Genomic DNA, 21,898 nt, shown 5'->3' with positions numbered 1-21,898 from the left:
ACGCGAACCCGGATCGGGTGTTCGGGGGGAGCCCTCTCGTGCGTCCGCGTGTTCGGGCACGCCAGCCTGGCACAGGAACCTCTCAGGTTCTTCTGAGTATCATCCCGCCAGCCCCGGCCCGGCCAGCTCGGGCGTCGTCCCACGTCGGCGGGTGGCAGAGCGGACGTTCCCCTGGCTGGGACGGTGCCGACGCCTGTCCTCCCCGCGCAGGCGTTCCGCGTGTTCCGTCGGCCCATTCGACTCCCCCTGGGAGGAGGCGGGTGAACATGGGCGTGGCCTTGAGCAGGCCGCAGTCGCGTGCCGCGCGTACGGGCGGAACGGCGACGATGTCGCCGAGCGAGGCAACGCCACCAGTGTCCGTACGGCCCTCGTCGAGAGCACGACGTCGGACAGTGGCGACGTCGAACAGAGCGCGGCCGTCGATGTCGTCGGCCAGGAAGCGCGGCGGGCGCTGGGTGACCCAGGTCAGCTCGGTGTCGTAGGCGAGGTCAGCGGCGATCTGCGCGCCGGAGTTGCCGCCCCGACCACGATCACGCGACGGCCGACGATCTCCTGGGGCGCGCGGTATTCAACGGTGTGCACCTGTGCACCGCCGAACCCGCACACCAGGGTCGGCCCGCCTTCTCCGCCGAGGCCCAAGCCGCGCTGGCCGGCGCCGAACAGCTGGCCACCGAACGCGCACCTGCCTGCGCCCCAGTCGCCGTCACCACCCCGCAGTTGCTCGCGGTCATCGCCACCAACCCCGGCTCCCGCGCGCGCCGCGTCCTCAACGACCTCGGGGTGGATGCGGCCGACATCAAGCGCCTGCTGCACTGCTACATCAACGTCCCGCGCACCCCCTTCGGCCGCCGCTCCCGCCGCGGGCGCTCGGGGAAGAAGCAGCCTGACCGCTGCTCGTTCTGCGGGCACGCGCGCAGCAAGGAACGTCGCCTGGTCGCCGGGCCCGACGTGTGGATCTGTTCCGACTGCGTCGCCCGGTGTGGCGAGATCCTCGCCCAGCCCGCCGACACGGGAGCCTGACGGCCGGCACCGGACGCCGCGCAGCACCGGAACGAGCCCACGTAGTCGCCACGCTCGGCCCGCTGGGCGGTGGGGGGAGAGCGTCGTCGGCGACGACGTCGGAGACGCCGATCCGGCCGCTAGGTTTCAGCACGCGGACGAACACGGCCGGCTTGTCGGTGGACAGGTTGATGACGCAGTTGGAGATCACGACGTCGATGGTGTTCGCGGGCTGCGGGATCGCCTCGACGGTGCCCTTGAGGAACTCCACATTCCTCGCAGCGCCTGCCTTCTCCGCGTTGGCCAGGGCCAGAGCGAGCATCTCGTCGGTCATGTCCAGTCCGTACGCCGTGCCGGCGGGCGGAGAGCAGGACGTCGATGCCGCCGCCGGAGCCGGGGGCGAGGACCCGCTCACCGGCGCGGAGTTACCCCCACCGGCGCGGTCACAACGGAGATCAGCAGCCCGGCGGACATCCCTGCGCACAGCAGCCACCAGTCCACTACGGCCCCCACCCTGAGATCGTTGGGCCAGTATCAGCCCGGTCGAGCCCCGGGAGGGCGCTCTGCGATGCGATGTTCACGAGCAGCAGGTGCAGCCGGGCTTGCAGCCGCACGCGTCCGGCTCCGCCGCGGCTGCCCCGACGGGGACCGGGGTGTGGGCTGTGGGTGCGCAGCAGCCCTTGCCCTGCCAGGCGTCGCGGCCTTCCTTGACCGCGATGGCGGCGATGACCAGGGCGGCGATGGGGTCGGCCCAGGACCAGCCGAGGGTGGCGTTGAGGACCAGGCCCACCAGGAGGACGGCTGAGAGGTAGGTGCACAGCAGGGTCTGCTTGGAGTCGGCGACCGCGCTCGCGGAGCCCGGTTCGCGGCCTGCGTGACGTTGGGCGGCCGACAGGAACGGCATGACGGCCAGGGACAGGGCGGCGATGACGATTCCGGGGATGGACCGGTCGGCCTCGCCGGTACCCATCAGAGCCCGGACGGCGTCGACGCTCACATAGGCGGCCAGGGCGAAGAAGGAGACGGAGATGATCCGGAGCGTGGTCTTCTCCCGGGCGTCTCGCACCGCGTGGTCGCGGGCGGAGAACTGCCAGGCGACCGCGGCGGCGGAGGACACCTCGATGACCGAGTCCAGGCCGAAGCCGATCAGTGCGATGGAGGAGGCGATCGTGCCGGCGGTGATCGCGACGACGCCCTCGATGACGTTGTAGGTGATCGTGGCGGCGACCAGCAGTCGTATGCGGCGGGCGAGCGCGTCGCGGCGGGCTGGGGACGGCCCGAGGGATATCGCGGTCATCAGCAGCAGTCCTTCGTGGCGGCGTCCGGGCAGGTCTTGTCGGACTCGACCGCGACCACGGCGGCGAGCAGGTGCTCCAGAGCGTGGCCCAGGCGTTCATCGGCGAGCTCGTAGCGGGTGCGTCGGCCGTCCGGCACGGTCACGACCAGGCCGCAGTCACGCAGGCACGCCAGGTGGTTGGACAGGCGGGTGCGGGAGACGCCGAGGGTCTCGGCGAGGTCGGACGGGTAGGCCGGATCCTTGCGCAAGGCAAGGAGGATCCGGCAGCGGATCGGGTCGGCGAGCGCGCGGCCGAAGCGGGCCAGCACGTCGATGTCGGAGGCAACGGTCAGCACCTCACGAGAGTACAGATAATCCTGAATTCATAGAAGCGTGGATAATGGTGGTCGGGTGTGTGGGCCTACGATCAGCCCACTGACCAGCATGGAGAGGGATGAAGAGCGTGACGGGCGACGGACAGGACCTGGCCGAGGTGCAGCGGGCGCACTGGCAGACCACGTACGGCGCTCACCCGGGCATGTACGGCGAGGAGCCCTCCGCCCCGGCCCTTCACGCCGCCGCCGTCTTCCGGGCAACCGGTGCCCGCGACGTCCTCGAACTCGGCGCCGGCCACGGCCGCGACGCCCTGTACTTCGCCCGCGAGGGCTTCACCGTGCAGGCCACCGACTTCTCCGCGACCGGCCTGGAACAGCTGCGCCGCGGCGCGCTCGCCCAGGGCATGGCCGGGCAGGTGACCACGGCGGTGCACGACGTCCGCAAGGCGCTGCCCCTGCCGGACGGCTCGGTCGACGCCGTGTTCGCGCACATGCTGCTGTGCATGGCCCTGTCCACGGAGGAGATCCGAGGGCTCGTCGGCGAGATCCGGCGTGTCCTGCGACCGGGCGGCACCTTCGTCTACACCGTCCGCCACACTGGCGACGCCCACTATGGGACCGGCACTGCCCACGGCGACGACATCTACGAACACGGCGGTTTCGCCGTCCACTTCTTCCCCCGTGCCCTCGTCGACGCCCTGGCCGACGGCTGGAGCCTGGAGGAGGTCCACGCCTTCGAGGAGGGCGACCTTCCTCGCCGCCTGTGGCGCGTCACCCAGACCGTGCCCCGGTGATGGCCGAGGTCAGGTGGCCTGGCCGAACGGCGGGACGCCGTCGCGAGCCAGATCGCTCCTGACCCGCACCAGGCGCACCGGGTGCCGCCAGCGTCCACCGGCGTCCAGGCAAACGTCGACCGCGACTTCTGCGACGACGACCGGGTCCACAAGACGTACCTGGAGCTGCTGCCGGGATCCCCACCCGGCGGAGAAGGTCCAGTCCGTCCAGGGGTGATCTGGGCTGACGGGCCGCAGGCCGGCGGTCAGGGCCTGGCGGGCGGCCAGGTTCAGGACGGTGGTGCGGCCCGCGTACTGGAGTCGACCGCGGGCGTCGCGGCGGCCAAGCAGAGCAGTGGCCGGGGCCGTCAGGCTGCCGGTGACCGCACCGATCACCGCCTCGGTAGTATGCCGGGTCCGGTACTTGCGCCAGGCCCTCCATCCGGGCAGATACCGCTGGTCAAGGCGCGTGAAGACCAGCTCTGCCTAAGTGCCCCGTTGCCGCCGGGCCGGCTTCTTCGCCGCCGCGGACTTCTTCGCGGTCTTCTTGGCAGGCGCCTTCCCCGCCGTCTTCTTCTTGGCCGTCGGCATCTCGTGGACCTCGGCATCGCCGGCGTCCTCGCCGCGCGCTGCCTGCGCTTTGCGGACGCTCTTCTGCAGGGCGGCCATCAGGTCGACGACCTCGCCGCCCGACCCCCTGTCCTCGGTGCTCGGTTCGGGCGGCTGCCGGCCCTCGGCCTTCGCCTCGAGCACTGCTTCCAGGGCCTCGTGTCATCCGGGGGACACGGCCGCCGTGCATGACGCTCCGCAGAGTGGCGACATGCGGGGCCTCCGCGCTCGAGGGTTCGGTCCCCGCACCCTCGCCCCCGCCCGCCGCCCTGCCCGTGACCAGCATGCGGTCCGCGTCGTCGTGAACCGCCGAGCCACGGCGACCAGGCGACTGGCCCATGGCCGACCCTCACCGCCGGCCTGGACAGCGTCCTCGCCGGCCCGGACCGCCTGATCATCCGCGCGGACAACGCAGGCCGACACGCTGCGCATGGCGTAATGAGCCGCTCCTGCGGCTTCCCCAGGTTCAGGTTGTACGGAGGCGGTGACCGGTATGGACGGCAGGGAGGGGGTGGCGAGGCGGGTCATGGGCGAGGAGAGCGTGGATCGGTCGGAGGGTTTCGGTGAGCGGCTGCTCGGTCTGCTGCTGGATCGGGGGCGGCTGATGCCGCCGCAGCTGATCGCCCCGCTAGTCGCGGAGGAGGTGGCCAAGATCGGCGGCCGTGACATCTCCATCCTGCTGCAGGACTACGCGCAGGAGGTGCTGGTGCCGCTTGCGGGCAGGAAGCTTCACGTCGGCCAGCCCGAGTCGATGGCCGACTCCCCCGCCGGCCGGGCCTTCCTGAACGAGGACGTCGTCGAGGTGCCGCAGGCCCACGGCGGCGTGCGGATGTATCTGCCGCTGATGGACGGCAGCGACCAGGTGGGGGTGATGGCTCTGACCCTGGACGCCGTCGGCGACGCCGACCGGCGTCTGCTGCGCAGGCTCGCCGGCCTGGTCGCCGACATGCTGGTCACCAAGAACGCCTACACCGACCAGTTCTTCCTGGCCCGACGCCGAGAGCCGATGAGCGTGTCCGCGGAGATCCAGTGGAGCCTGCTGCCGCCGCTGACAATGACCCTGTCGCAGGTCTCGGTGGCCGGCGTCCTGGAGCCCGCCTATCGGGTCGCCGGCGACAGCTTCGACTACGCCCTCAACGGCAACATCCTGCACATGGCCGTGATCGACGCGATGGGCCACGGCCTGGACGCCGCCGTGATGGCGACCGTGGCCATCGGCGCCTACCGGCATGCCCGGCGTGTGTTCGTCAGCCTGGCCGAGAAGTACGCGTTCATGGACGACGCCATCTCCCGGCAGTTCGGTCCCGACCACTTCGTCACCGCCCAGCTGATGCACATCAACATCGCCACCGGTGAGCTGGAACTGGTCAACGCGGGCCACCCCGCGCCGCTGCTGATCCGCGAAGGCCGGGTCGAGCGGCAGCTGGAGAGCGCGACGACGCTGCCCGTCGGCTTCGGCGGCGAGTTGCCCCGGGTCCGAGAGCACCTACTCCAGCCGGGCGACCGGGTGCTGTGCTACACCGACGGCATCATCGATGAGCACGTCGCCGGCGGGGAGCTGTTCGGCGAGGAACGCCTCATCCACTGCGTGAACCGCCTGGGCGAGGAGCCGTCACAGGGGGTACGGGCGGATCTGCGCCGGCTCTCCCACAGTCTGAAGAGGGAACGGGGCGGACACACCAGCGACGACGCCACCCTCTTCATGATCGAGTGGCACGGCGGCGCCACCGACCACCTCGCGGTCCTTGACTGAGTAACCTCGGCATCAACCGAATCCGAACCGGATAGTGCCGCCCAAGCGGACGGCGGTCACCCTTTCATGCCTGGCAGATTGGGACGCAGGAAGCGGTACGGCGGCTTTGGAGAACACCGTGCCGCCTCACGGCGCGAGCCCGGACGCGCTCGCGTGACCGGGCTCTCCGAGGCTTTCTGCTGAGCGTCCTACCGACAGCCCCGGCCGTCACCACCCACAAGAGTGAGTGGCCGCAGACCGCTATCCGGCCCTGTCGAACCTCTGCATGACCTGTTCCACGAGAACCATGTAGGCCACCATCGCGTCCGCCCATGCTTGAGAAGCGGTCGCCTGCGCAATCCCCCGTGCGATTGATAGGGCTGCGGCGACCGGCAATGCGGCGGTCGATCTCCAGCAGCAGCACCGGCACCTTCGAGGCCACGGTGCCCGCACCACCAGGTCCGCCCGCTGCACGCACCCGTTGCGGAGCCGGTGCGGGACCTCGGTATGGAAGCCGAGCCGGTGCCCGATCCCGGCGCGGTGCAGTTCGGCGGCCGTGGAGGTGACCGTTGCGGCCGGGTCGCATCCAGGGACGGCAACTGGCGTCCTTGCCAGCCGTGGTGAGAACCGGAATGTGCCCCATCGGTCCTCATTCACGGTGATATACGGTGACAAAACACCGAAGTTTCGCCGGTGTCGACTGCGGTAGCAACTCCACCGAGACCTACCACTCCTCTTGTAAAGCTTGTAAAGCGCTCCGCTCCTGCGGCCAGCGGCGGCCGCCCCGCCACGCCATGCGTTGCCTGCTGCGGGACTAGCGAACGTCGCCCGGGACGGTCGTGTGGGCGTGTAGGCGGCGAGCCTGCTGCGCAGACTGTCGCGTTCTTCCCCAAGCTGCTCTGCGACCAGCCCGCGACGCATGTAAACGGGCTGGCCAGGGCGGGGTTGCGGAGCTAACCCCCACGTCAAGCACTCTAAGCCGCCCTGTCCAGGCCGCCTGCCCAAGCCACAAGGGACGGGGACCGTGCCTACCTACCGCATGCCCTCATCCGAGGGGCGTGTCTGACCCCGAGGGGGAATCCCGTGTCCACGCTCGCTCTGCTGGTCGTCGTGCTGCTCGTTTTGGTCGTCGGCCTGGTCGTTGCAGCCGTCGTCTACGCGGTCCGCCGACGCCCGTCGCTGCACGCTCCGATCACCGCCGGCCTCGCCACCCTGGCCACCTTGGACTTGATCGACGGATCGGCACCGAGCCAGGGACACGGGAAGATCGAAAGGCGGCACGACCCATCGGTACCCGCCGCGCAGCCGTTGCCGGGGCAGGCGGCCAGGTTTCACCTGCATACCCCGTCACAGCGGCAGCCGGTGCCGAGCCGCTACGTCAGCAGGGATCAGGTGGTCGACAGGTCAGCGCCCTGCCCGTGCTCGAGGGCGAGGGCCGGGTCATCGGTGTGGTCTCCGAGGCAGACCTGCTGCCCACGGAGGAACTGCGGGACAGCCCCGAGAAGGGCTACGCACTGCTGCGCCCCGCCGACGTGGCGAAGGCCGGCGCGCTGACCGCCGGGGAACTGATGTCCTCGCCCGCAATCACCGTCCAGGCGAACGCCACCCTGGCCGAAGCCGCGCGAATCATGGCTCACGAGAAGGTCAAGCGGCTGCCCGTGGTCGACGAGGCCGGTCTGCTGCAGGGCGTGATCAGCCGTGCCGACCTGCTCAAGGTCTTCCTGCGCAAGGACGAGGACATCGCCGAGGAGGTCCGCCGCGAAATCGTGGCGTACCTCTTCCCGCTGCCGGCCTCCAGCATCCACGTGGACGTGCACGACGGAGTCGCCACGCTGACAGGGAGGGTCCGCGACACGTCCCTGGTAGCCGTGGCCGCGCGTCTGGTACGGGCCGTCGAGGGCGTGGTGGACGTGGAGTTCGACCTCACCCACGGCAAGGGTCCGCGTGAGGCGCAGGGACACTCGGTCAGAAGTTCGAGGGCACCTTGACAAGGTGACTCATTCTGGTCGGCGGATGATCAGTTGTCCGGGGTGACAGGTGCGGCATCGCCCGGGTGCGCGGGCAGCGGCTGTTCTGTCCAGATGGTTTTGCCGCGGCCGGTGTGGCGAGTGCCCCAGCGTTGGGTGAGCTGAGCGATGAGCAGGAGTCCGCGTCCACCCTCGTCGGTAGTCCGCGGGTGACGCAGGTGGGGGGCGGCGCTACTGGCGTCGGTGACCTCGCAGATCAGTGTGCGGTCCCGAATGAGTCGTAGTTGGATGGTGCCTGGGGCGTACCGGATGGCGTTGGTGACCAGCTCGCTGACGATCAACTCTGTTGTGAATGTGAGGTCGGAGAGTCCCCAGCTGGTGAGCTGGCGGTCGGCGAGGGTGCGGGCGGTGGCCACGATCGCGGGATCGCTGGGGAAGGTCCAGGAGGCGACCTGGTCGTCGCGCAGTACGGAGGTCCGGGCGAGCAGGAGGACAACGTTCTCCGCGGCTCGTCCGGACAACTGCGCGTAGATCACCGCGTCGCAGGCCTCCCGCGTGGATGCGTCCTGCTGGCCCAGTATGTGTCCCAGGCGTGCGATGCCCGTGTCATCGTCCGGTGACCCGCGCACGAGACCTTTGGTGTAGAGGGCGATCAGGGTCCCTTCGGACAGGTCTTGCTCCCAGGCCTCGAAAGGCAGCCCGTTGCCGCCCAGCGGCGGTCCGGCGGGCGCGTCGGCCGGCGCCACGTGCCCGTCGGGATGGGCGAGAAGTGGGGACGGGTGCCCGGCACGAGCGACGACGAGTCGACGACTCACCGGGTCGTAGACCGCGTAGGCGCACGAGGCGGTGGTGGGCTGACCGTCCAGTGGGTCGTTGGCGGCAGCCGCACGGCTCTCCTCGGCGAGCCGGACCATCAGGTCGTCCAGGTGGGCCAGCACCTCGTCTGGGGCAAGGTCCAGAGCCGCCAGGGTGTGGGTCGCAGCGCGCAGCCTGCCCATGGCGGCCACGGCACGCATGCCGTGCCCGGCCACGTCCCCGACCGCCAGTGCGATCCGTGCGCCGGACAGTGGGATGGCGTCATACCAGGGGACGTCGTGCCACGGGCCGCCGATGCGTCCCGGCAGATAGCTGAACGCGACGTCGACGGCGTTCTGGTCGGGCAGCCGGACCGGCAGCAGGCTGTTCTGCAGGACGAGGGCGGCGGTGCGCTCGCGTGTGTAGCGGCGAGCGTTGTCCAGGCCCAGGGCGGTGTGCGCGGCGAGTTCACCGACGGTGGTCAAGTCGTCTTCGTCGAAGGGCTCGGACGTTGCGGAGCGGTAGAAGCTGGCCACGCCGAGCACGACGCCGCGGGCGGCGAGTGGCACGACCATCATGGAGTGCACCCGCGCGGCTCGTATGCGGTCCGCTCGGACCGGATCGTGTGCCAGCCAGGTGTCGTCGTCGTTGACCTTCCGGATCAGGCGAGGCTGCAGATCGGCCAGGCATTGGGTGAGCGGTGTCGGGAAGCCGTAGGACGCCTTCTCGCCGGTGGCGTAGGCGGGCTGAAGGCCGGAGGTCTCGGTCGAGTGGAACGCGGTGCGCCGGAACGTGACCTCGGAGGGGACCGGTCCGGGTTCGGGCGCCTCGCCCTGGTAGACGGAGTCGAGTACGTCCACGCTGACGGCGTCGGCCACGCGGCCCACCACGGTCTCGGCCAGCTCCTCCGCGGTACGGGTGATGTCCAGGGTCGTGCCAATGTGCATGCTGGCGTCGTTGAGAAGCTCGACGCGCGCCCGGTACCGGCAACGCTCCGTGACGTCTATCGCCAGGCTTGCCACGCCCAGGGGTTCTCCGGCGCGATTGCGCAGCCGGAAGGCCGACATGGAGTAGAGGTGCTCCCTGTGAGGGTCGGCAGGCGGATAGCCCGGCTGGACGAAGTCGATGACTGGCTCTCCGGTGCTCAGGACGTGCCGGAGCAAGTGCTCGACGGTGTCGGTCACCAGGGTGGGGGCGACCTCGCGCGCCGGTCTGCCGATGACATCCTCGGCACGCACGTCGCGCATACCGGGCGAGGCGGTGTTGAACCGCACCACGCGCAGGTCGGTGTCGAGGACGTGCAGTCCGATCGGCGACTCAGTCACCAGCGCGTCCAGCACCGCCCGGTCGAAGTCGCCCGGATCCGCACCACGCGCGGTGGCGAGGAACACCGCCCAGGTCACCGGCCCCGCGGGGCCGATGTGCGGGCACATCCACCACTCGACGTCGACCGGTAGGCCGGACCGGTCCCGCAGGCGTACTCGAATGCCGCCGTTGACCAGCGGCGCCTGCGGAAGGCCTCCCTCCTCGTCCGGCTTCGGCCGGATCAGGAGCGACGACAGCGGTTGACCCACCATCTCCTCGGGCCGGTGACCGAGCAGCCTCTCGGCCTCCGCGTTCCACTCGGTGATCACCCCGCGGGCGTCCAAGAGGACCCTGGCATGCAAGGTCACCGGCGCGTCACCGCCCGGTTTCTTGCCTGAAGTAGCCATCGAACAACCCTCTCGGCTCCCGGAGGACTGCTGCCCGTTCAGCAGGGCACCGCACCACCGCGGATCAGACCGGGTCGGTGCCACTCATCCAGAGTGACAGGCGACCGCACCGCGCGACATCTCGACTCCGACACCGGGAACGGCTCCCCGTCCACCCCGGTACCGGCCGATCCCCCCGCCGGAGACACTGCTCTGGCCGTGGCCGCGATGTGCAGTCGGTCGACTCATGGCCACCGGCCCTATCCACACGTGGGCACGACCGGTACGGCCCCGCCTGCAGTGTCACGTTCGGGCACCGGGGCGGACCAGCACGAGGCCGGGGACCGCTCCGCGCATCGATCGCATCAGGGAACCCCACCAGACAACCCTGGTTCAGGCGGCGGTGAGAAGGTTCTTCACCTCGACGACGTCGGCGATGTTCTCCACCTCCGCCACCAACCGATCCGTACTGACCGGAGGCATCCGCCCTGTCAGCTCGACGATGCCGTCGTGCACGGCCACCTCAACGGTCTCCCGGTCGCCCGGCGGGCAGCAGGCCTCGATCCTGGCCTCGACCTCCGCCCGTATCCCGGCGTCGTCCCTGATGAGGGCCTGCAGCAGCGCGTTGCGGCGTACGACGCCGACCAGGTGGCCCTCGCGGTCGGTGACCGGGATCCGCTTCAGCCGGGACAGCGCGGCGAGCCAGGCGGCCTCGGCGACGGTCGCTCCCGGCAGCACCGTGATCGCCGGGCTCGTCATCAGGTCGGCCGCCGTCTCACCGCGAGCCTTGCTCTGCAATCGCCGCTCACGCAGTCTGCCGATGTGTCCGGGCCGGTGACCGGAGGCCTCGAAGGCGACCTTCGCAAGCAGATCGTTCTCCGAGACAACGCCGACCACGTGGTCGTCGGCATCCACAACGGGGACGGCGCCGACCTGCTCACGCGCCAGGAGACGGGCGATGTCGCGGTACGGCAGGTCGTCGCGCAGGGAGGCGGCGGGCACGTCCATCACGTCGCGCACCAAAGGGATCTCGGCTTCGGGCGGCGAGGACGGTCGCGGGGGCGACGCCGCCGACGGCACGGGGCGGCCGATGGCGCCTGCCGGGGCCTGCTCTTCGGTGCGTGCATATGCAGCCGCAGCAGTGGCCACGGCACCCAGGTAGCGAATCAGCATGTCCTGTCGTTCCGCCTCGCCGGGGCTCCAAGGGCGGGAGGGCCGGTCCCGCCGAGCCTCGGCCTCCGCGGAGAAGTTCTCGTGCCTGTTCACGGCGGCCTCCGGAATCCGTCGAATTGCCTGCACTTCCAGTCTTTCGCTCCGGCCACCCTTGCCAAGAGCCGAACGGCCCTGGTGGAACGGCGTGACGGCCCCATCCGGTGCGGGGCGGAACGGGAACGTGAGACTGAAGGAGCAGCCGACCGGCACGACGTCGCCGATGCGTCTGAGGGACTTACCGGAGCGGTTCCGTCCGGCGGAAACACCGGGAGCGTCCACCACCGGCGTATCCGCCGACCGTACGGCGGAACGTGCCGCGGAGCTGGAGCCCGCTCTCGCACAGCTGCCGGATGTGCGGCAGGAGGCGGCACCGGTCCGGGCCGCAGCGGACGAGGCGGCCAAGGCCGTGCGACAGGATGCGGCGCAGGAGGCCGCAGAGCTCGTGGCGGCTGCCCGGGAGCGTGCTCCCGAGATTCGCCGACAGGCTGCGGACCCCGTCCTCCGGGAGCGGCGGGAGCGGGGAGCCCGCCGCTTCGGCGGTCCGCGAGCGGGCCAGAGAGCGCATGTCCTATTTTGGTGGTTCGTGCCGTGGCCGATGCGCTGCGTCTGGCAGGCGTCCCGGACGAAGGCGAAGCACCATGAGTGCCGGTTGGGTCGCCGGGGCGGTGCGCACCAAGGCCCTCGTCGGCAGGTACCCGGGCGCCGGAGGAGAGCGGAAGGTCGCGGCCGGTGACAGGCTCGACCACGCCTTGCGGTGCCTGGCAGCGACCCCGTACGCGAGATATGCGCGGGCAGTGGGCGGCCTTCCCGAGGCGCAGGGGGCGGTAACCGCCACGCTGCCATCTGCGGGTGGTGGCCGGCCCGGCTGCCCCGGGGCGGTGCCCGCCTGCTCGTTCCGCCGGCGCAAGGTAGCCGCCGAACTGCTCGCCGCCGACGCCACACGGACCCGGCAGCGGGTCCGTGCCCTGCGTCGCCACTGGATACTCCGGCGGCGACGTGAACTGGCGACAATGGAACTGGTGTTGGAGGGAGCCGAGCACGAGGAGGCGGTACGACGTCGCTGGGGGGCCGCGCACGGAGCCCGCTGAAGGCAACGCGAAGCGCGCCGATGGCGGGCCCGTAGCGGGGCCCGCCACACGCGCCGGCCGCTGTCAGCTGCCGTGCTGGATCTCGACGTGCTTGGCCGACGGCTTCTCGGCACCCATGCCCACGCTGACCGTGAGCATGCCGTCGGTGTAGTCGGCCTTGACGTCGTCCTCATCAGCGCCGGGCGGCAGCGTCACGCTGCGGCTCATCACGCCGTACCGGATCTCTCTGTGGTTCTTGTCCACTTCCCGCTCGTTGCGTTCGGCCTGGACCGTCAGCACCCCGTCGCTGATGAAGACGTCGATGTTCTCGGGCGACATACCCGGAAGCTCCGCCCGCACCACGAAACGGCCGTCCTCCATGTAGTCCTCGATGCGAACCGTGTACAGCTCGCCCATCGTGGGCATCGCGAACCGGGCGGGAAGGCTCTCGAACCAGTCCGGGATCTCCGGGAACGGGAGCCTCTGCCCGCGCTTCAGTGTGGCCATCGCGGTACCTCCTCGGTGTGGTCGCCAATGCCGACACACTCAGTCCAGCGCACCCGCGTCCCGATTGCTGAGGCCGAACGGCCCATACCTGAGGTCCCTCCAGTCCCTTTCGCCCGGCCCGCCCACGGTCAGACTGGTGACCAGGGGACGACGACACTCGGCGGCGATCACCATGTCCGACGTCACGACCACCGATCTCTACGAAGTGACCATGGCCCTGTCCTACCTCCGGGAGGACATGCGGGCCCCCGCCACCTTCAGCCTCTTTGTCCGCGACCTCCCGCCCGGCCGGGGTTTCCTGGTGGCCGCGGGTCTGGAGCCCGCGCTGGACTTCCTGGCGGGCTACCGCGTGGAGCGGGAGGACATCGAGGAGTTCGCGGCCGCCCTGCACCGTCCGGTACGAGACCTCGCACCTCTCCTCGGCCTCGCTTTTGAGGGAGAGGTGCGTGCCGTGCCGGAGGGCCACGCGGTCTTCGCCGGGGAGCCGCTGCTGGAGGTGACCGCCCCGCTGCCGCAGGCCCAGCTCGTCGAGACGTATCTGCTGAACCAGGTCTGCCACCAGACGGCCGTGGCGTCCAAGGCGGCGCGCTGCGTCCTGGCCGCGGGCCAAAGGTCTGTGGTGGACTTCTCGCTGCGCCGCACCCACGGCCCGTGGGCCGGACACCAGGCCGCCCGCCTCGGTGCCCTCGTGGGCTTCGCCGGCACCAGTGACGTCGCTGCCGCCACCGCCCTGGGCATCCCGGCCTCGGGCACCATGGCCCACTCCTACATCGAAGCGTTCGCCGACGAGGAAAGGGCCTTCCGCGCCTTCGCGCGTACCCATCCCGGGCCGGTCACCTTCCTCGTCGACACCTACGACACCGAGGAAGGCGTGCACACAGCCGCCCGGGTCCTGACCGATCTTCGGCGCGGTCCCGGCTGTGCCATCCGCCTGGACAGCGGAGACCTCGGCGCACTGGCCCGCCGAGCACGCGCCGTTCTGGACCGCGCCGGACTGACCGACGTGCGGATCGTGGCCAGCGGCGGACTGGACGAGTACGCCGTGGCCCGGCTGGTGCGCGCCAGTGCCCCGATCGACGTGTACGCCGTGGGCACGCGTGTGGGAGTGGCCGCGGACGCCCCCTATCTGGACGCCGCGTACAAGCTCGTCGAGTACGAGGGCCGCCCCGTGATGAAGCTGTCCTCGGCGAAGGTCACGGCACCGGGCCGTAAGCAGGTCTTCCGCCGCACCGGGCGGCCCGACGTCATATCTCTCGTCGGAGAGGACCCGCCGGACTCCGCACGGCAGCTGCTGCACACCGTCATGCGGGGCGGTCGGCGAGCGGGGCAGCCGGACCGGTGGCAGAACGCCCGTGAGCGGTTCCGCGCGGACCTCGCCACTCTGCCCGCATCGGCCCGGCGGATCTACGACCCCGAACCGGTCACGCCGGCCCTGTCCCGAGCCCTTGAGGAGCTGACCGCCAGGGTGCGCGCCGACATCGAAGCCCGACTGCGCCCGGAACCTCGCGCCATGCCCTCGGACCCGACGGCCTTCCGCACCCCCGCGCTCTCGAAGCGCACACGGTGAGCAGTCCCGGTGTGGCGGAAGGGGGGCCGGGGACCAATGGCCTCTGGCAGGTCAGCGGTGCCGCGGCCTTGAACGAAATCGGCGGCGGCACTGCTCCGCACCATCGCAGGAAGGAGGCGAGGGCGATGTCCGCTCCCGCGCCACCGAAGAAGAACGAGCTGGCCATGCCGAGTCCCGGCCCCGGGGCGACCGGTACCTCGATGCTCGCCCACGTCGGCGACGAGATCGTCGTACGCGGCACCACGGCAGGGGTCATCGCCCGCGACGGCGAAATCGTCGGGCTGCACCATCCGGACGGCGGTCCGCCCCGTGACGTGCGATGGGCCGAAAACGGACGGAGGACCCTGTACTTCCCCGGCCCCGGCGCGTACATCAGGCGTCTGACGTCTGCACCGCATCCCGCAGGCCCGTCTGCGGACGCCTCGTCGGCCCCCGACGAGCTGCTGACCGGAGGCAGTCATGTCCCGGCTCGGTGATCGTCGGCCGATCGTGGTGGGCGTCGATCCCGATCCCGCCCACCGGATGGCGCTGGCCTGGGCGGCCGATGAGGCCGCTCGCCGTCAGCTGCCGTTGCGTCTGGTCCACGTCGAGGGCGTGCCGACCAAGGGCTATGGGAAGCGGGAGATCTCGCCCCGGGAGGAGTGGAACGAGGCACTGCGCCAAGCCGGCAAGCAGGTGCTCGAAGAGGCCGTGAAGTTCGTCATGGCGAAGCACCCGCAGCTCGAAGTGGACGCGCCGCTCGCGGTGGGCGACCCCGTGGGGGTGCTGCGCGAGCAGAGCCGCGACGCCACGGCCGTCGTGCTGGGCTCGCGGCACCTGAGCCGGGCCCAGGAGGTGTTCGGCTCCGCCTCGGTCGCCATACCTGTCATGGCCCACGCCCATTGTCCCGTGGTGGTCGTGCCCGAGCCGGAGCACGTCACCCAGGAACCCGCGTACTACGTCGTCGCGGTCGACGGCAGCGCGCACTCCGGCGCCGCGGTCGACCTGGCGTTCGAGGAGGCGGCTCTGCGCGGCGCCGAGCTGCGCGCCCTGTACGTCTGGGAGCCCGGCCACCTGAGGATCTTCGACGAGTACGAGTCACAGCAGGAGTCCCGTCGGCTGCTTTCCGAGATCGTGGCCGGTCGCCGCCCCCGCTACCCCGAGGTGGACCTGCGCCACGAACTGGTCGTCGGGCATCCCGTCCAGGTGCTCACCGACGCCTCGGCCCACGCGCTGGGCCTGGTGGTGGGCACCCGGGGTCGCGGAGGATTCACCGGCATGCTGCTGGGCTCAGTCAGCCAGGGCGTGCTGCACCACGCGCGCTGCCCCGTCATCGCCGTTCCGTCCGCACCCGCGTGAGCCACGCAGCTGTCAGGGGAGTCCACTCGGCCCCGCGCCAGGCCCGGATGGCCCCTGCTCCGGCGCGGCGCGCGGAGCACACGCTGGAGACGGGATTCGGAGAGATGCGCTCGGCCTGTCGCCCGCGGCGCGGGCGGCCGTCTTCCCGGCCGAGCCCGGCAGACCCCCAGCGAAGGGAAGTCACCGTGTCAGCGGAACCCTTTTACGAACACACCGTCACGGCCCTCGTGGCGGACGCCACGGCGGCGCTCTCGCTGCACAACGCACAGCCATGGACGTTCCGATACTTTCGCGGCACAGGCGTCCCGCGCCTGTACGCCGACCTCGAACGCACCCTGCCCCGCACCGACTCGGAGAAACGAGCCCTGCATCCGGACCGCGGCACCGTACTGCTCAACCTGGGCGTAGCCGACGCTGCGGCGGGGCCAGCGCACGAAGTCCGGCTGCTCCCAGACCCAGCCGACGCGGAGTTTCTCGCCGAGGCGCATCTCCACGGCACCACGTCGGCCGACAAGGCACTCGCCCCGCTGCGCTCGACGATCCACCGCCGTCACTCCAGCCGCCACCCCTTCCACGACGAGGGAATCCCCGCCGTCGTACAGGAGCGCCTGTACGACGCGGCCCGCGCCGAAGGTGCGGAGCTTCTGTTCCCCGGCGCCCGGCACGCGCGGTCGCGCCTGGAGCGGGTGAGGGACGCCGAGGACAGGGAGGTCCTGGACGCAGGAAGGCGCGGTGAGACGGAACAGTGGACGCATACAGAATCGTCGGGCACCGGAGGGGCTCCCGACGGCATCCCCGCCGAGGCGTTCGGCCCCGACCGACGCGGCGCCACCGTCCCCGTGCGCGACTTCGCCGTCGGACGCCCGTTGCCGGGCCGCGCCTGGGCCTCGTTCGAGAAGAACCCGAACATCGCCCCGCTCGGCACGGCCCGTGACGGGTCCGCGGACTGGCCGCGCGCCGGGCAGGCACGGGAGCGGGTCCGGCTCCGGGCCACCGCGGACGGGCTGGTCGCCTCGGTGACCTCCCGGCCACTGGAATGGTCTGGACTCTGCTGGGCGGCTCGCGACCCTCTGTCGGCGATGGCCCAGATGGTGCTCCGGCTCGGTTACGGCCCCGAAGGCCGCCCGCCCGCGTCGGCCGTTGGAGGAAGCGCTCGACGTCGCGTGAAACAAGACGTGTCGAAGTCTGCACCCTGCATCGGGAGAGCGTGGGGGGGGAGAGCCGCCCGTGGGACACCATCCCGTCAACCGCTTCCCGACGAAGCGCTCCGCTCCGGGCCCGACGGCGAGGAGTAGTCGCATGAAGGTCTCCGAGGTGATGACTGCCCCTCCGGTGTGCGTCGCACCCCATGTCTCTCTGCTGGAAGTGACCCGGCGGATGACCGAGCGCGCCATCGGCTCCGTCCTCGTCGTGGAGGACGATGCACTGCTCGGCATCGTCACCGACCGCGACCTCGCCCTACGCGGCATGGGCGGCGGCCTGGCCTCCGAGACACCGGTGCACGCGGTGATGTCGGCCCAGGTCGTCACGGTCGACGCCGACGACGACCTTCAGGTGGCATACCGGACGTTCCGCCGCACCGGGGTGCGGCGCCTTCCGGTCCTCAACGAGGGCGGGGTGGTGGGAGTGCTGACCGTCGACGACCTGTTCCTGGACGTCTTCCGGCGACTGGCCGACCTGCTGGGACCGGTCACCTGGAGCGTGCTGCAGGAGCCGCCCGGGCCGCCTGCGGCATGCGGTGGTACCTATGAGCCGTGAACCGGCCCGATGGGGCACGGCCGTGCTACGCGAAGGCGGCCCATCGGCGGACGCTGCGCTCCCCGCAACCGAACCGCGGCGGGACCGGCCGGGTGCCCCCGTTCCGTCCCTCGCCTCCCTGCCCGTCCGGGAAGTCTTCGCCGTCCTCAGCAGTTCCCCGCATGGTCTCCCTCCGGCCGAGGCCGCCGCGCGACAGACCCGCTACGGCCTCAACGAGCTTCCCGGCGTGAGCCGTGGGCACGTATGGCGACGCCTGATCGCGCAGTTCACCGACCTCTTCGCCTTCGTGCTGCTCGTCTCCTCGGCGATCACCTTCCTCGCGTATGCGCTGGAACAGCCCCGGGACGCGGCCACACTTCAGCTGGCGCTGGCCATCCTCGGCGTGGTGCTGCTGAACGCCGGCATCGGCTTCGCCCAGGAGTACTCCGCCGAGCGGACGGCGGAGTCCCTGCAGGCGATGGTGCCGCACACCTGCCGGGTGCTCCGGGACGGTGTACCGCGGGACCTGCCCGCGCGCGATCTGGTTCCCGGTGATGTCGTGCTCCTGGAGGCCGGGGACGCGGTGTCGGCCGACTGCCGACTGATCGAGGCGCACGAGGTCGCCGTCAACAACGCGGCGCTCACGGGCGAGAGCGACGCCGTCGCACGCGTCGACGGACCGGTGCCGGCGGGGCCGCCGCTGGAAGCGCGCAACTTCGTGTTCATGGGCACAGACGTGGTCGCGGGCACGGGCAAGGCCGTCGTGTGCGCCACCGGTACGGCCACCGAGTTCGGGCGGATCTTCCGGCTCACCGCTGCGGCGCCCCGGCAGCAGACCCCGCTGCAGCGGCAGGTCGCGGCCATGGCCCGCCGGGTGGCGGGCGTCGCGTTGGCCACCGGGGCCCTCCTGTTCGCGGTGCGCGTGCCCAGCGGGCAGCCGTTCGTGGACACGTTCGTCTTCTCGCTCGGGGTGATGGTCGCCCTGGTGCCGGAGGGGCTGCCGGCCACGCTGTCCGTGTCCCTCGCGATCGGTGTCCGCCGCATGGCTCGGCGACGCGCCCTGGTCAAGCAGTTGCTCGCGGTGGAGGCGCTCGGTTCGACGAGCGTGGTGTGCACCGACAAGACGGGCACGCTCACCCAGGCCGAGATGACCGTCGTACGGCTGTGGGCGAACGGTGTGCCGCACGCCGTGACCGGAGTGGGTTACGCGCCCGTCGGCGAGGTCGCCGACGCCGCACCTGTACGGGAGCTGCTGCGGGCGGCGGCCCTGTGCAGCAACGCCCGGCTGGTGCCCCCGGCCGGGCGGGACGGGTGGCGGGTGCTCGGCGACACCACCGAGGGCGCCCTGTTGGTGGTCGCTATGAAGGCCGGCGTGGATCCGACGGCGGAGGAGGCCCGGACGCCGCGGGTGGCGGAGCATCCCTTCGATTCCACTCGCAAGCTCATGAGCACCGTGCACCGCGACCTCGGCGGCGACTACCTGGCATACGTCAAGGGCGCGCCGCTGGAGTTGCTCGCCCGCTGTGATGCCGTCCACCGGGACGGCGGCCGCAAACCGCTGACGGACGGAGACCGGGCCGAGATCGCCACGGCCGCGGACGGGATGGCCGGTCAGGGCCTTCGCGTGCTGGCGGTCGCCCGGCGGCGGGTCGCCGGTCCTCACCCGCCGCTCGGAGACGTCGAGTCGGGGCTGACCTTCCTGGGGCTGGCCGGGATGTACGACCCGCCCCGGCCGGAGGTGAGGGACGCTGTGGACGCCTGCCGACGGGCCGGGATCCGCATCGTCATGGTCACCGGGGATCACCCCCTGACCGCGGAAGCCGTCGCCCGCCGCGTCGGCATCGTGCGGGAACAGGCCCCGTCCGTGGTGACGGGCACGCAGCTGGACACTCTGGACGACGGCGCCCTGGATGCGCTGCTGGCGGGTTCCGCCGAGCTGTTGCTGTGCAGGGTCAGTCCGGAGCACAAGATGCGGGTGGTCACCGCGCTGCAGCGGCGCGGCGAGGTCGTCGCCGTCACGGGGGACGGCGCCAACGACGCCCCTGCCCTCAAGCACGCGGACATCGGTGTCGCCATGGGCGCCTCCGGCACGGACGTCGCCCGCGAGGCAGCGGTGATGGTGCTGCTCGACGACTCCTTCGCCTCCATCACCACGGCGGTGGGGCTTGGCCGTTCGGTCTACCGGAACATCCGCAAGTTCCTGATCTACCTCTTCAGCCACAACATCGCCGAACTCGTGCCGATTCTCGCGGCGACCTTCGCCGGGTTCCCGCTGGTTCCGATCACGGCCGTACAGATCCTCGCCATCGACCTCGGCTCGGACGTGCTGCCCGCGTTGGCCCTCGGCGCCGAGCCGATGGAGCACGACGTCATGGACAGCCCGCCACGGCCGCGCCGCGAACGGCTGTTCTCGACGGCGGTCATGGGCCGCATCCTCTTCCTCGGCGGCATCCAGGCCCTCGGCGTGTGCGCCGTGTTCTTCTGGCACATCCACGCCTCTGGCATCCCGTACGCGGACTTCACCAAGAGCGATCCCGTCTACCGGGAGGCGATCACCATGGTCCAGGCGGGCATCGTCGTCAGCCAGTTCTTCAACGCGCTCGCGGTGCGCACCGACCGGCAGAGCGTCTTCCGAGCCGGCCTGTTCACCAATCCCTGGCTGCTGGCCGCAGGCTGCTGCGGAATCGGGCTGATGGCCGCCATCAGCTACGCACCGCCGCTCCGGGCGATCTTCAACACCGCGCCGCTGGCCGCCGCCGACTGGGCGGTTCTGGCCGCGTTCGGAGCGCTGTTGCTGGCCGCCGAGGAGGCACGGAAATGGGTGCTGCGGCGGCGTAGTACGTTCCCGAAGGGAGAAACACGATGAGAGTGATCATCGTGGGCTGCGGCCGGGTCGGTGCCACACTCGCCACGCAGCTCGTCGCCGAAGGCCACGACGTACGCCTCGTCGACCGGCAGCCCAAGGCTCGCAGGCTGCTGCCGCCGGGATTCCCCGGCGCCTTCCACGCGGGCAACGGCTTCAGCCGGTCCGTGCTGGAAGCGGCCGGGATCGACCACACGGACGCGTTCGTCGCGGTCGCCTCCGGGGACAACAGCAACATCGTCAGCGCGCGGACCGCCAAGGAGACGTACCGGGTCCCGATCGTCCTGGCCCGCATCCACGATCCCCGCCGCGCCGACATCTACCGGGAGCTGGGCATCCCGACGATCTCCAGCGTCCGGTGGGCCGTCGGCCGCATCCACCAGATGCTGCTGCACCGCCATCTCACCCCGGAACTCTCCTTCGGCAGCGGCGAGACCCTCGTGGTCCGCTCACAGCTGCCGGGCTATCTCACCGGACGGCCGCTGACCGAGTTCGATGTCGACGGGGAGATCCGCGTCGTGGAGGTCACCCGCGCCGGCCGGTCGCTGCTGCCCGCCCACGGTGTCCTGGCCGAACCGGGCGACCTGGTCACCTTCGTCGTCGCCGCCACCGCGCTGGGCCGGCTGCGCGGCTTTCTCGACAAGGAGCTGGGAACGTGAACGTCCTCATCGCCGGAGCGGGCCGCCTCGGCACCCAGATCGCCCAGGTGCTCTCCGCAGCACGCAACGCCGTCACCCTGGTCGAGCACGACGAGGACCGCATCGCCGAGATCAAGGGCCTGCCCTCCGTACAGCTGGTGGCCGGGGACGCCTGCGAGCCCGTACTCCTGGAGCGAGCGGGCGCGCTGACCTGCGACCTCGTCATCGCCGCCACCGGTCGGGACGAGGACAACCTCGTCATCAGCCTGCTCGCGAAGCGCCAGTTCGGGGTGGCGCGTGTGGCCGCGCGTGTCAACGACGCGGAGAACGCGTGGCTCTTCGACGGGCGGTGGGGTGTGGACGTCGCGGTGCCCGCGGCCACCCCGCTCATCTCCCTGATCGAGGAGGCCACCGGTGCCACGGACACGGTGGCGCTGCTGAGACTGAGCAAGGCGGGCGTCGAGGTCATCGAGACAGCGATCACCGAGGACTCCCGGGCGGCGGGTCACCCGCTGGGCGAGATCACGCTGCCGGCCGGCACGGTCGTCGCCACCGTCGTCCGCGACGGGCGTCCCACGGTGCCAAGCCCCGAAGTGACCCTGCTGCCGGGCGACGAACTCCTGCTCGTCTCGCACGAGGCCACCGAGCAGGAGATCCACGCAGCCTTCCAGTGATCTCGCCGGGCCGTTCCGACTTCGGCTTCGGTTCACGACGACTCGTCGCGCACGAACGCTGCCGGGTCTCGTCCTCGTCGACGTCTACGACGGCCGTCGACCAGCCGTACAGGCCCGG

20 protein-coding genes and 4 pseudogenes are annotated in these 21,898 nt (G+C 71.0%); 14 read left to right on the top strand and 10 right to left on the bottom strand.

The window, feature by feature from the left end; translation table 11 throughout:
• Positions 1 to 133: 133 nt before the first annotated feature.
• A pseudogene (locus OG798_RS56830) lies at positions 134 to 226 on the top strand (IS5/IS1182 family transposase); the annotation flags it as partial.
• Here the strand turns inward: OG798_RS56830 and OG798_RS49780 are convergent.
• Positions 218 to 597: pseudogene (locus OG798_RS49780) on the bottom strand (pyridine nucleotide-disulfide oxidoreductase); the annotation flags it as partial. The pseudogenes OG798_RS56830 and OG798_RS49780 overlap by 9 nt on opposite strands.
• On the opposite strand from OG798_RS49780, the gene OG798_RS49775 reads away from it, so the two are divergent.
• The gene (locus OG798_RS49775) at positions 577 to 1,020 is read left to right on the top strand and encodes a ClpX C4-type zinc finger protein (protein ID WP_328759507.1); all 444 of its coding nucleotides are present in this window, start codon (positions 577 to 579) and stop codon (positions 1,018 to 1,020) included. The pseudogene OG798_RS49780 and the gene OG798_RS49775 sit on opposite strands and share 21 nt — an antisense overlap.
• Before the next feature lie 31 nt (positions 1,021 to 1,051).
• Here OG798_RS49775 and OG798_RS49770 read toward each other — a convergent pair.
• The 3 genes and pseudogenes from OG798_RS49770 to OG798_RS49760 all read right to left on the bottom strand — a co-directional run.
• Positions 1,052 to 1,424: pseudogene (locus OG798_RS49770) on the bottom strand (methyltransferase domain-containing protein); the annotation flags it as partial.
• A gap of 152 nt (positions 1,425 to 1,576) precedes the next feature.
• Positions 1,577 to 2,296 carry a cation transporter gene (locus tag OG798_RS49765; protein ID WP_328759506.1) on the bottom strand — a complete coding sequence of 240 codons (720 nt, stop codon included), beginning with the start codon at positions 2,294 to 2,296 and terminating at the stop codon, positions 1,577 to 1,579.
• On the bottom strand, positions 2,296 to 2,631 hold the full coding sequence (locus OG798_RS49760) for an ArsR/SmtB family transcription factor (protein WP_143599503.1): 336 nt from the start codon (positions 2,629 to 2,631) through the stop codon (positions 2,296 to 2,298). Before OG798_RS49760 ends, OG798_RS49765 begins: the two co-directional genes overlap by 1 nt.
• A gap of 98 nt (positions 2,632 to 2,729) precedes the next feature.
• Between OG798_RS49760 and OG798_RS49755 the strand changes: the two genes are divergently transcribed.
• Positions 2,730 to 3,404: a class I SAM-dependent methyltransferase gene (locus OG798_RS49755; RefSeq protein ID WP_328759504.1), complete on the top strand. Its 675-nt coding sequence runs from the start codon at positions 2,730 to 2,732 to the stop codon at positions 3,402 to 3,404.
• Positions 3,405 to 3,413: 9 nt separating this feature from the next.
• Here the strand turns inward: OG798_RS49755 and OG798_RS49750 are convergent, their stop codons facing one another.
• Both OG798_RS49750 and OG798_RS49745 read right to left on the bottom strand, forming a co-directional pair.
• Positions 3,414 to 3,779, bottom strand: a complete 366-nt coding sequence (locus OG798_RS49750; RefSeq protein ID WP_328759503.1) for a hypothetical protein — start codon at positions 3,777 to 3,779, stop codon at positions 3,414 to 3,416.
• A 90-nt stretch (positions 3,780 to 3,869) separates the two neighbouring features.
• The gene (locus OG798_RS49745) at positions 3,870 to 4,136 is read right to left on the bottom strand and encodes a hypothetical protein (RefSeq protein ID WP_328759502.1); all 267 of its coding nucleotides are present in this window, start codon (positions 4,134 to 4,136) and stop codon (positions 3,870 to 3,872) included.
• A 349-nt stretch (positions 4,137 to 4,485) separates the two neighbouring features.
• On the opposite strand from OG798_RS49745, the gene OG798_RS49740 reads away from it, so the two are divergent.
• Positions 4,486 to 5,745, top strand: coding sequence for a PP2C family protein-serine/threonine phosphatase (locus OG798_RS49740; RefSeq protein ID WP_328759501.1), 1,260 nt, complete (start codon positions 4,486 to 4,488; stop codon positions 5,743 to 5,745).
• Between the two features lie 1,376 nt (positions 5,746 to 7,121).
• Positions 7,122 to 7,712: pseudogene (locus OG798_RS49735) on the top strand (CBS domain-containing protein); the annotation flags it as partial.
• Positions 7,713 to 7,741: 29 nt separating this feature from the next.
• Here the strand turns inward: OG798_RS49735 and OG798_RS49730 are convergent.
• The 3 genes from OG798_RS49730 to OG798_RS49720 form a co-directional block, all read right to left on the bottom strand.
• On the bottom strand, positions 7,742 to 10,198 hold the full coding sequence (locus tag OG798_RS49730) for a SpoIIE family protein phosphatase (RefSeq protein ID WP_328759500.1): 2,457 nt from the start codon (positions 10,196 to 10,198) through the stop codon (positions 7,742 to 7,744).
• Positions 10,199 to 10,570: 372 nt separating this feature from the next.
• Positions 10,571 to 11,443 (bottom strand): CBS domain-containing protein, encoded by an 873-nt coding sequence (locus OG798_RS49725; RefSeq protein ID WP_328759499.1) that lies wholly within the window; start codon positions 11,441 to 11,443, stop codon positions 10,571 to 10,573.
• A gap of 181 nt (positions 11,444 to 11,624) precedes the next feature.
• Positions 11,625 to 11,954, bottom strand: coding sequence for a hypothetical protein (locus tag OG798_RS49720; protein WP_328759498.1), 330 nt, complete (start codon positions 11,952 to 11,954; stop codon positions 11,625 to 11,627).
• 73 nt (positions 11,955 to 12,027) lie between these two features.
• Here OG798_RS49720 and OG798_RS49715 point away from each other — a divergent pair, with 73 nt between their 5' ends.
• The gene (locus OG798_RS49715) at positions 12,028 to 12,477 is read left to right on the top strand and encodes a hypothetical protein (RefSeq protein WP_328759497.1); all 450 of its coding nucleotides are present in this window, start codon (positions 12,028 to 12,030) and stop codon (positions 12,475 to 12,477) included.
• Positions 12,478 to 12,540: 63 nt separating this feature from the next.
• On the opposite strand, the gene OG798_RS49710 is transcribed toward OG798_RS49715, so the two are convergent.
• Positions 12,541 to 12,963, bottom strand: a complete 423-nt coding sequence (locus OG798_RS49710; protein WP_328759496.1) for an Hsp20/alpha crystallin family protein — start codon at positions 12,961 to 12,963, stop codon at positions 12,541 to 12,543.
• 172 nt (positions 12,964 to 13,135) lie between these two features.
• Between OG798_RS49710 and OG798_RS49705 the strand changes: the two genes are divergently transcribed.
• The 8 genes from OG798_RS49705 (at position 13,136) to OG798_RS49670 (ending at position 21,780) form a co-directional block, all read left to right on the top strand.
• Entirely contained in the window at positions 13,136 to 14,530 is a 1,395-nt protein-coding gene (locus OG798_RS49705) for a nicotinate phosphoribosyltransferase (RefSeq protein WP_328760189.1), read from the top strand.
• 125 nt (positions 14,531 to 14,655) lie between these two features.
• Complete coding sequence (locus OG798_RS49700; protein WP_328759495.1) at positions 14,656 to 15,006, top strand: DUF1918 domain-containing protein; 351 nt, start codon at positions 14,656 to 14,658, stop codon at positions 15,004 to 15,006.
• Positions 14,990 to 15,868 carry a universal stress protein gene (locus tag OG798_RS49695; RefSeq protein ID WP_328759494.1) on the top strand — a complete coding sequence of 293 codons (879 nt, stop codon included), beginning with the start codon at positions 14,990 to 14,992 and terminating at the stop codon, positions 15,866 to 15,868. The genes OG798_RS49700 and OG798_RS49695 overlap by 17 nt, the downstream gene beginning before the upstream one ends.
• A 185-nt stretch (positions 15,869 to 16,053) precedes the next feature.
• On the top strand, positions 16,054 to 17,163 hold the full coding sequence (locus tag OG798_RS49690; protein ID WP_328759493.1) for an Acg family FMN-binding oxidoreductase: 1,110 nt from the start codon (positions 16,054 to 16,056) through the stop codon (positions 17,161 to 17,163).
• A gap of 4 nt (positions 17,164 to 17,167) precedes the next feature.
• The gene (locus OG798_RS49685; protein WP_328759492.1) at positions 17,168 to 17,626 is read left to right on the top strand and encodes a CBS domain-containing protein; all 459 of its coding nucleotides are present in this window, start codon (positions 17,168 to 17,170) and stop codon (positions 17,624 to 17,626) included.
• Complete coding sequence (locus OG798_RS49680; protein ID WP_328759491.1) at positions 17,616 to 20,471, top strand: cation-translocating P-type ATPase; 2,856 nt, start codon at positions 17,616 to 17,618, stop codon at positions 20,469 to 20,471. Before OG798_RS49685 ends, OG798_RS49680 begins: the two co-directional genes overlap by 11 nt.
• Positions 20,468 to 21,127: a potassium channel family protein gene (locus OG798_RS49675; RefSeq protein WP_328759490.1), complete on the top strand. Its 660-nt coding sequence runs from the start codon at positions 20,468 to 20,470 to the stop codon at positions 21,125 to 21,127. The genes OG798_RS49680 and OG798_RS49675 overlap by 4 nt, the downstream gene beginning before the upstream one ends.
• Entirely contained in the window at positions 21,124 to 21,780 is a 657-nt protein-coding gene (locus OG798_RS49670) for a potassium channel family protein (RefSeq protein WP_266639547.1), read from the top strand. The genes OG798_RS49675 and OG798_RS49670 overlap by 4 nt, the downstream gene beginning before the upstream one ends.
• Positions 21,781 to 21,898 lie beyond the last annotated feature (118 nt).

Origin of the sequence: Streptomyces sp. NBC_00271 (assembly GCF_036178845.1) — a bacterium.
Taxonomy (GTDB): domain Bacteria; phylum Actinomycetota; class Actinomycetes; order Streptomycetales; family Streptomycetaceae; genus Streptomyces.
Note: the sequence above shows the minus strand (reverse complement) of the source record. Positions and strands in the feature narration are given on the sequence as shown.